The 9036-nt window shown below is 68.9% G+C and carries 9 protein-coding genes and 1 pseudogene; 9 read left to right on the top strand and 1 reads right to left on the bottom strand.

Annotated features, from left to right (window positions below; translation table 11 throughout):
- Window positions 1-159: 159 nt before the first annotated feature.
- Window positions 160-375: a hypothetical protein gene (locus tag NFU81_RS40580; RefSeq protein WP_251502329.1), complete on the top strand. Its 216-nt coding sequence runs from the start codon at window positions 160-162 to the stop codon at window positions 373-375.
- Between the two features lie 249 nt (window positions 376-624).
- On the opposite strand, the gene NFU81_RS40575 is transcribed toward NFU81_RS40580, so the two are convergent.
- Window positions 625-1017, bottom strand: coding sequence for an ATP-binding protein (locus NFU81_RS40575; RefSeq protein ID WP_251502327.1), 393 nt, complete (start codon window positions 1015-1017; stop codon window positions 625-627).
- Between the two features lie 828 nt (window positions 1018-1845).
- Between NFU81_RS40575 and NFU81_RS40570 the strand changes: the two genes are divergently transcribed.
- The 8 genes and pseudogenes from NFU81_RS40570 to NFU81_RS40530 form a co-directional block, all read left to right on the top strand.
- On the top strand, window positions 1846-2178 hold the full coding sequence (locus NFU81_RS40570) for a helix-turn-helix domain-containing protein (protein WP_251502326.1): 333 nt from the start codon (window positions 1846-1848) through the stop codon (window positions 2176-2178).
- A 61-nt stretch (window positions 2179-2239) separates the two neighbouring features.
- Complete coding sequence (gene trhA / locus NFU81_RS40565) at window positions 2240-3043, top strand: PAQR family membrane homeostasis protein TrhA (RefSeq protein ID WP_251502325.1); 804 nt, start codon at window positions 2240-2242, stop codon at window positions 3041-3043.
- 254 nt (window positions 3044-3297) lie between these two features.
- Window positions 3298-4536, top strand: coding sequence for a PP2C family protein-serine/threonine phosphatase (locus tag NFU81_RS40560; protein WP_251502328.1), 1239 nt, complete (start codon window positions 3298-3300; stop codon window positions 4534-4536).
- 266 nt (window positions 4537-4802) lie between these two features.
- On the top strand, window positions 4803-5249 hold the full coding sequence (locus NFU81_RS40555) for a hypothetical protein (RefSeq protein ID WP_251502324.1): 447 nt from the start codon (window positions 4803-4805) through the stop codon (window positions 5247-5249).
- 347 nt (window positions 5250-5596) lie between these two features.
- Window positions 5597-5797 carry a hypothetical protein gene (locus NFU81_RS40550; RefSeq protein ID WP_251502323.1) on the top strand — a complete coding sequence of 67 codons (201 nt, stop codon included), beginning with the start codon at window positions 5597-5599 and terminating at the stop codon, window positions 5795-5797.
- Between the two features lie 3 nt (window positions 5798-5800).
- A complete protein-coding gene (locus NFU81_RS40545) occupies window positions 5801-6220 on the top strand; it encodes a PPOX class F420-dependent oxidoreductase (protein WP_073500986.1) in 420 nt (139 codons plus the stop codon).
- A gap of 540 nt (window positions 6221-6760) precedes the next feature.
- Window positions 6761-7217 (top strand): annotated as a pseudogene (tpg, locus tag NFU81_RS40535) (telomere-protecting terminal protein Tpg); the annotation flags it as partial.
- Between the two features lie 152 nt (window positions 7218-7369).
- A partial coding sequence (locus NFU81_RS40530; RefSeq protein WP_251502322.1) for an IS1182 family transposase occupies window positions 7370-9036 on the top strand: 1667 nt, incomplete at its 3' end.

Raw genomic sequence — 9036 nt, 5'->3', positions numbered from 1 at the left:
ACAAGTCGTTCTACCGGGGCTCCGCTTCCTACGTCCGGCGTTCCCGCAGACCAGAGCACGCGTGCAAGCAACCACGCAGCCATAACTTCACGGCCTTGGGCTTTGGCGAGGTAGTACAGGGCCAGGTCGGTCAGGTCCGGTGGGAGCTGGCCGGCGTTGATGACGGCTGTGAGCCGGTCGGCGGTGTGGGAGCGGTGTTCGTGCTGCCGACGGGCCAGCGCGCTGAGGAGTTCGACCAGGGCACCGGCCGCCGTCACCGGCGCCGTTGTGGTGCTGCTGTCGGCGGCCGGTTCGCTGGGCGGACTGTGGGACGCCGTCGAAGAGATCCTGGAGGGCTACACCAACGACGACATCATCGACTGCGGCGTTGACTGACAGCCCCGGCGAGCCGGCCGGCAAGGGCCGTACGACAGCGCCCCTTTCCCGGTATTCGAGCTGTTGGAAGGGGCGCTGGGCGTGGTAGCGGCCGGGTCTACGCCCACGGCGGCGCGGTGATGAAAACGAGTTGCGACAGTGAATTCGAGATCGGGGATCGCTTCCGCTGACGCGATCCGACTGTCGGGTGAGGGCGATCAGCAGGGTGCCCCGGACGGGTGAGTGCAGTTGGCTGTCGCTGCCCTGGCGCTACCGGGCAAGAAGGGCGCTGATGGTCTTGCCGCCGGCCGCGTGGCTGGTGACGGAGGTGGCGCGGGCGAGGTGGTTGACCATGGGCCAGCCGAAGCCTCCGGTGCCGCCGTTCAGGTCGGGGGTGCGCAGGCGCGGCGCCTGCGGGCTGGGGTCGTCGACGGCCACCTCGATGAGGTCGGGGTGGGCGGTCAGCCGGAGGGTGTAGGTGCCGCCGCCGTGGCGTAGGGCGTTGGTGACGAGTTCGGAGACGACCAGGACGGCGGTGTCGGCCGTTTCCGAGTCGACGGCCGGCTGTCGGAGGGCTTTGAGGAAGGCCCGGGTGGTCTCGCGCGCGTGGGCGGCGGCGGTCGCGGAGGGGATGGTCGTGGCGTCGACGCGCATCGTGTCCATCAGGTTCCCCCTGGTACGGCCCGGCAATGCCCGGTCCTGCCTACCCGACCCTTGTGCCCCGCGCCGCGCTCCTTAACCCGGCAGGGAGGCCCGATTACCTCACCACCGGGCACGCGAAAATCTGTGACGGCGGGAGTAGACATTGGGCGGCGACGTGGTTATGGTTTCTCTCGTAGCCGAGATCAGCAAGGCCCGGCAGAGACGAACTGCCGGGCAGCAGTACCCGCAAGTGCAGGACGGTGCGGTGGTGGAGTTCCGAAGCCAGATTGGTTGCCTGACGGCGACGGGACTGACGACCGGACCGGGTGGCCCGCAGTGATCAGGGGCCGCCATGAGCAGTAACGCAGTCGCAGTTCAGTGAGTGCAGATCGCAGTACCCGGCAGTGAAAGTCAAGTGAGCAGCACCTCAGTAAAGGCGTCGGCTGCGGGCGCGCGTACCGGGAGGTTCGGCAGTGGGGTTCTAAGCCAGAGCAGATGCAGGACGGGCGACGGGGCTGGCTGCCGAAGAGTGACGCTTACTTAAGGTCACCAGCAGTGCGCAGTGCCCGATTGGTAGGTAGTTCATTCAGAGGGAAGAACGGAGGAGCCGAGCGCCATCAGGATCGCCCGGGCGGACGTCTTGAGCCCGGGTACCGCAGGACATCGATAGTGAGGTGGTCTCCGGTCAAGCAACCGCGATCCCCGCACACGCCGCCATCCCCCTTGCGGCGGTGCGGACACAGTAGGCCGGCGCAGTACTAGGACCGGCAGATGGTGTTGCAGTTCCTTCGGGGCCTTGGTGCCAATACGGCACCAAGGCCCCTCCAGCGTGTTCCGCAGAGAGGCAAGATGACAGCAGACGACTCGTTCAACCGGCTCGATGACGACGACTACCCCGCCTACACCATGGGCCGGGCCGCCGAGATACTCGGCACCACCCAGGGCTTCCTGCGCGCCATCGGCGAAGCCCGCCTGATCACCCCGCTGCGCTCCGCCGGCGGACACCGCCGCTACTCCCGCTACCAGCTGCGCATCGCCGCCCGCGCCCGGGAACTCGTCGACCAGGGCACCCCGATCGAGGCCGCCTGCCGCATCGTCATCCTCGAAGACCAGCTCGAAGAAGCCCAGCGCATCAACGCCGAACACCACCGCAGCGCATCCCAGCACACGGTAGGCAACTGACCCGCAGCTCGCGGCAACGCGCCGATGCCGCACCTTTCCACCGATTTCGTAAGATGAGCGCATGATCGCTGACGATGCCCAGCCGCCGGCACACGGACGGGAGCCCCGGCACCTGTCCGGCGCCACACCCGACACCTTCCGCGCACCGGCGGTAGATTCGCCTGCCGGCACGACCGGCCGGCTGATCGCCGGGCAGGCAGCCGCCGGCCTGGAAGGCGGGGTGGAGCGCGCGGCGGCTGCGCTGAAGCCGAGGATGCGCGGCTGGCTGCACGCCGGGATGTTCCCCCTCGCACTGGCCGGCGGCATCGTGCTGATCGCGCTTTCGCACTCGGCGCCGGCAGTGGCGGCCTGCTCGGTGTACGCACTGTCGGCCTGCCTGCTGTTCGGCACGAGCGCGGTGTACCACCGCGGCACCTGGGGCCCGCGCGGGGAGGCGGTCCTGCGCCGGCTGGACCACGCGAACATCTTCCTGATCATCGCCGGCACGTACACGCCCCTGGCGGTGCTGCTTCTGCCCGCCAGCCAGCAGGTGGTCCTGCTGTCCCTCGTGTGGGCCGGAGCCGCGGCCGGCATCGCCTTCCGTGTCTGGTGGATCAGGGCACCGCGCTGGCTCTACACCCTGTGCTACATCGCCCTGGGCTGGGCAGCGGTCTTCTACCTGCCCGACTTCGCGCGCACCGGCGGCACCCCGGTCGTCGTCCTCGTCCTCGCCGGCGGCCTGCTCTACACCGCCGGCGCCGTGGTGTACGGCCGGAAGCGCCCTGACCCCTGGCCGCACTGGTTCGGCTTCCACGAGGTCTTCCACGCCCTGACCATCGCCGCCTTCACCGCGCACTACACCGCCATCGTCCTGGCGGCCACCTGACTGTCGTTCGGGATCTGCTGAAACGCGCGGCGCACAGGGGCATGCACTGACCCACATTGTCCGAGAGGGCCGGTGGACCGGGTGGCTGCGCGGTGCAGGCCAGGGTCCCGTGGTGCAATATCACCTGTCCGGCGCCGGGCCTGGCACCGGACTTTCGCGCATCCGGGACGGAGTCCTGACGGCCATCGAGCAGTGAGGGAGTCGCCGTGACCGCAGCGGGGCCGGACGGCGACGGGAGCCGCCGAGGCAGGGCGATGACTCTGGCGGGGACGTTGCAGGCGGCGGAGGCCGCGCCGCCCGTGGAATCGCTCGACGTGGTCGCGCGCCTGCTCAAGGAGCGCCTCGGGGCCGCATCGGTGTCGTTCCTGATCACCGACTTCACCGGCAGTTCTGTCGTGCGGCTCGGTGCTGCGGGCAGTGTCGAGACCAGTGAGCCGGCCCAGCGCATCTCGCTGCGGGGCACCCTGTACGACGACGTGATCCGCAGCCAGCGGCCGCGGACGGAGGACAGGGGCGCAGGGAAACTGGTGCGGATCGTCGCCCCGGTGACCAACCGTGGGGACGCCATCGGGCTCCTGGAGCTGTTCCTGCCCGCGTCGCCGGACGCGGAGGTGATGCGGGAGATCGGCGAGACCGCGCACGCACTGGCATACATCGTCATCGCGAACCGGTCCTTTACCGACGTGTACCAGTGGGGCCGCCGGACCACTCCGCTGAGCCTGGCCGCGGAGATCCAGCATCGGCTGCTGCCGGCGTCGCTGGTGTGCGAGGCGGCACAGTTCGCCGTTGCTGGGGTGTTGGAGCCTGCCGACCTCGTCGCGGGGGACACCTTCGACTACGTGATCGACCGGGACAGCGTCCAGCTCTCCGTCACCGACGCCATGGGTCACGACGCCGACGCCGCGCTGCTGGCCACCCTCGCGGTGGGTGCCCTCCGCCGGGCGCGGCGGGCGGGCGCCGGCCTCGGCGAACAGGCCCGCCAGACCGACCAAGCCGTGCGGGACCACAGCGGCCAGGGCTACGTCACCGGCCAGCTGCTGCGTATCAGCCTGCTCGACGGCGGAACCGAGTTCATCAACGCCGGGCACCCCTGGCCGCTGCGGATGCGTGACGGGGAAGTGCGGGAGATCGCCCGGGAGGTTGATCGGCCGTTCGGCCTCCAGGCCCCGCATACCTACCGGGTGCAGAGGCTGGACCTGCAGCCGGGGGATCGGTTGGTGATGCTGACGGACGGCATGCTGGAGCGCAACGTCACGAGTCTCGACCTGACGGACCTGATCGTCGCAACCCGCGCGCTGCATCCCCGCGAAGCCGCCCGCACCCTCATCGGGGCAATCGTCGACGCCGCCCGTGGCCACCTGAAGGACGACGCGACCGTCATGTGCCTGGACTGGCACGGCACCGGCCGCTCCCAGCGTGACGCCGGCACCGGCGCCGACCTCACGGACGCCTCACGACCCTCAGGGACGGAACGGCCCACTGCCGGGCGATGACTCGTGGCCCGCACACCGCGGTCGAAACCACAGAACTCGCCCCTACGGCGCCCGGCCATCTCGCCGGGCAGACGAACCGACTCTTCGACAAGCAACAGCAAGGCACGGTCGGCAAAGCACCTCGCGGGAAACGTTCGAGGGACTACAGGAGGTCTATATCGACGGCAACGGTGTCCGAGTCCATGTTCTGGAAGTTGACATCACCGACATCAACGTCCTGTCTTGACCGGAGGAAACCCGTGACTATGCATTCCGCCCCTGCGGGCGTGCAGGAACTCGAAGCCGTATGTGAGGAATGCCGTTTCCCGATCGCCGATGGGGAAGGGTCGGCCTGGGTTGGTGGCGTCGCCGCCCGGGCGACAGTACGCGCGGGACGTGAAGCCCGCGAGGCCCGCCGGGCCCGTGAAGCCCTCGCCGACCAGCCCACCCCGTCCGAGGACGGCCTCCCGCCGGCGGTGCCTCTGGGTGAGGCCGTGCACCAGCCGGGCCCGGCACGTTGGCGTGTGCAGCACTACGCCTGTGTCCCGCAGGCGCGGGTGGGTGTCTACGACATTGCCGTGGCCGACTTGCGGACCTGGCGGGACCTGGTGGGCTGGACTGCCCATCTCGCTGGTCGGCCGGAGGCAGCGGGCTTCACCGCGCTGATCGGCGCGGCCGTGCAGCCCGACGCCAACCGCCTGCCAGCAGGTCTGCGCCCGCTCCCCGTCTCCTGACGAGCAATCAGCGGCGCGGGGCAGTGCCGGGTGCTCGTCTCGCAGCCGCTCCAAGGCGGCGGCGATGTCGCCGCGGTCGGGCGAGGCCGACGCACGCGGTGGCGGGGGAGTCCCACTGCCTCGCGCAGCGCGGACAGCAGGACGTCCCCACCTCTTCCAGGCCGAACGCGTCCGCAGCCGGGTCTTCGTCGTCGGGCACGATGGTCACCAGCAGCACCATGTCCTCGGTCAGCCGCTCCTACTGGCTTTGTTCATGAGAGTGGACAGCGGATGTTCATGACTTGGGAGGCACCACAGCACACCGAGCATTCGAACGCTGACTGAGCCACAGCACCGTCTCCCTCACCTTGCCCGCCACCGTCCAGCGCTGGTTCCGGCTGACGGTCACGGCCAACAGCGGCTTGCCGGCCGGTCAGCTCGCGGAGTTCGAGGTCCGGAGTTCGCAGCACCAGACCCGGCTGCGCGCGGGGCGGTGCGTGCGCGCGGCGCTGCCCCGGGCGATCATGCTGGTGATCGAGAAGCGTCCCGCCTTACGTTGTGGAGGATGACCCGTGTCGAAGCCGCCCCTGCCCGAAGCCGCCGTCGCCATGCTGGAGAAAGCCAACCCCGCCGTAATCTCCACGCTGCGCCGGGACGGCCAGCCGGTGTCCGCGGCCACGTGGTACCTGTGGGACGACGGGCGTGTGCTCATCAACATGGACGAGGGGCGCGTCCGGCTCCAGCACGTGCGCAACGACCCCAGGGTCTCGCTCACCGTGCTCGACGAGGGCGGCTGGTACACCCATGTGACCATCATCGGCCGCGTCGTCGACCTGCAGGAGGACACCGACCTGTCCGGCATTGACCGGCTGTCCCGCCAGTATCTGGGCAAGGACTACGGGCAGCGCGACCGGCGCCGCTACAGCGCGTGGATCGAGATCGACCGCTGGCACGGATGGGGCGCGCTGAAGGACAACGAGCAGCCCGGGTGACGCGGCCGCGAATCCATACGCGGATCCGTGCGCCCTGACCGCCGTACGACATAGGCGGTCAGGGCGCACCGCGGTGCGCCCCGCCGCCGCTGGCGGGCAACGGAGACGGCTAACGGCTCCAACTGGGTCCACTGTCGGTCTGTCAGATCCTCTCGCGCTACACCGTGATCATCGCAACCCAAGATCCACTTTCGCAACAGACCCCAGTCCCATGCCACTGGAGGTGTGGCGGCGGCTGGTTTCTCACCAGCCCTCCTTGCCGATTCCGGCGTCGGGCGGCATGCCTCAAGGCGTCCTCGCCGACGACCCGCTCCCGCCACACCCCCAATTACCTGTTCCGGGCCGACCGGAAAACCGTTCAGCGCACCTTGGTCCGGCTGCCAGCCGTTCGCAGCCCGTGGATGCGCACGATCCTCAAGAAGCTCGCCCAGGGCGGATCGGCCAGCCTGTTCTGATCGCCTGGCAATCGAACAGCGCCAGACTCTCCTGCCTCCCCAAGTCATGAACATCTGCTGTTCGTTCTCGTGGACAAAGCCACTCCTACTCAAGGCGGAGAAGGGCTCCACCCGCGCCCTGGCGGCCCGCCTCGGGGTCACCCAGCGCACGGTGGAGCGCCTACCTCAAGGGCACGCTGCGCCGCCCCCGCGCGGAGCTGGCGGCCCGCCTGGAGCGCGAGGTCCGCCGCGACTGGCAGCCCCGGGTACAGCAGCGGGCGAAGAAGCACGCCGCCTCGCGCGGCGGCATCGTGATCGAGACGAGGGCGCGGTTCGGGTTCACCGCCGCGCCCGGGTCGACGGACGACGGGCGGATCCGCCGGATCACCCAGCACCTGCCCCCGACCTACGCCGCCCGCCTGTTCGACGCGCAGGCCGCCGGCGCCACCGAACAGCAGCTCCAGGCCATCGCAGCCGAAGGCCTCCAGGAGATCTACTTCAAGGACCGCGGCCGCCGCGCCCACGACCTGGAGGTCGAGTTCACCGACATCGACTACATCGAACTCGGCTTCTGGCCATGCCGGGCCGGCCGTACGGCAGTGTCCCTTCCCGACGTCCAATCGACACTGTTGGCGAATCTCGGGCTGAATGTGACGTCGGTTCTTATGACCCGTTGTGGTCGTGAGAGCCGACGTTGTGTTTGGGGAGGGTGTCGGTGTCGTTGCACGCCAGAAAGACCGACGGAGTTCCGGAGGAGACGGCCCGGGTGGCACGGGCTGCGTTTCCGAAGGGCAGCCTGGCCATGCGGATCCGTGACGAGCTGGGTGAGCTGTTCCTGGACGAAGACTTCGCCGGGCTGTACCCGAGCAGGGGGAAGCCAGCGTGGTCGCCCCGCAGGCTGGCCCTCGTCTCGGTCATGCAGTTCGCCGAGGGTCTCTCTGACCGGCAGGCCGCGGACGCGGTGCGCGGGCGGCTGGACTGGAAGTACCTGCTGGGTTTGGAGCTGTCCGATCCAGGGTTCGATCACTCGGTGCTCACCGAGTTCAGAGACCGGCTGATCGCTGGGAACGCCGGAATCGAGCTTCTGGACCGGGTCCTTCAGGCCGCTGCGGAGCACGGCTTGCTCAAGGCCGGCGGCCGTGCTCGCACGGACTCCACGATCGTGCTGTCCGCCGCGCGGCAGATCAACGGACTGGTGCGGCTCGGTGAGACCTTACGTGCCGCGTTGAACAGCGTGGCGGCCTGTGAGCCGGAGTGGCTGGCCGGCTGGGCTCCGCCTGAATGGTTCGACCGGTACGCGATCCGGTTCGAGGACACCCGGCTGCCCAAGGGGAAGGCCAAGCAGATTGAGCTGATCGAGCAGATCGGCGCCGACGGTCTGAGACTTCTTGAAGCCGTGCATGCGCCCGACGCCCCTGCATCCCTATGGTCACTCGGCCGGGTCCAGACCCTTCGGCAGATGTGGATCCAGCAGTACTTCGTCGACAACGGACAAGTCCATCGCCGGGATCTCAAGGACCGCCCGCCGGGCGCGGAGCGGTTGGTCACGCCCTACGACACTGACGCGCGGGGCAGCGTGAAGCGCGGCATGTTCTGGGACGGCTACAAGGTTCACCTCACCGAGACCTGCGAGCCGGACAGCCCGAATCTGATCACACACGTCGCCACGAGCGATTCCACCGTCCAGGACGTGCGGCTGGTCGCCCCGATCCACGCCCACCTCGCCGAGCGCGACCTTCTGCCCGACCGGCACCTGGTCGACGCGGGCTACGCAACGGCCAGAGAGGTGGTTGCCGCCCGCGAAAATCACAGAGTGAACCTGGTGGGCACAATCCTCGCCTCCACCAGCTGGCAGACCAAGGACGGCGGCGGATTCTCCCAGGCAGACTTCACCATCGACTGGGACAACCGACAGGTGACCTGCCCCAACGGCGTCACCACCAGCAGCTGGTGGGACAGCCACTCCCAGGAGGGGGCTGCCGTGGTCCGGGGACAGTTCCCCGCAGCTGCCTGCCGTCCCTGCAAGACCCGAGAGCAGTGCACCCGCTCCAACAACAAGTCGGGCATGGGCCGTCAGATCACCCTCCGCCCGCAAGCGGAGTATGAGGCGATTCAGCAGGCACGGGCCCAGGAAGACACTCACGAGTGGAAGGAGCAGTACGCACACCGGGCCGGTGTCGAGGGCACCATCTCCCAGGGTGTCCGAGCCTTCGGCCTGCGGCGATGCCGGTATCGCGGCCTGGCCAAGGTCCGGCTACAGCATCAGCTCACCGCTACCGCTATTGAGGGGCCTCGCGTTTCCCGGACAGGGCTCTGCCGATCAATTATGCGGCGAGTCGCAATTCTTCGAACTCGGCGTGGACTTCGCCAGGGGGTCGGTAA

The organism is Actinacidiphila cocklensis (assembly GCF_907177275.1).
Taxonomy (GTDB): domain Bacteria; phylum Actinomycetota; class Actinomycetes; order Streptomycetales; family Streptomycetaceae; genus Actinacidiphila; species Actinacidiphila cocklensis.
The sequence above is the reverse complement of the archived record's forward strand: the minus strand, read 5'-3'. Positions and strand labels throughout refer to the sequence as shown.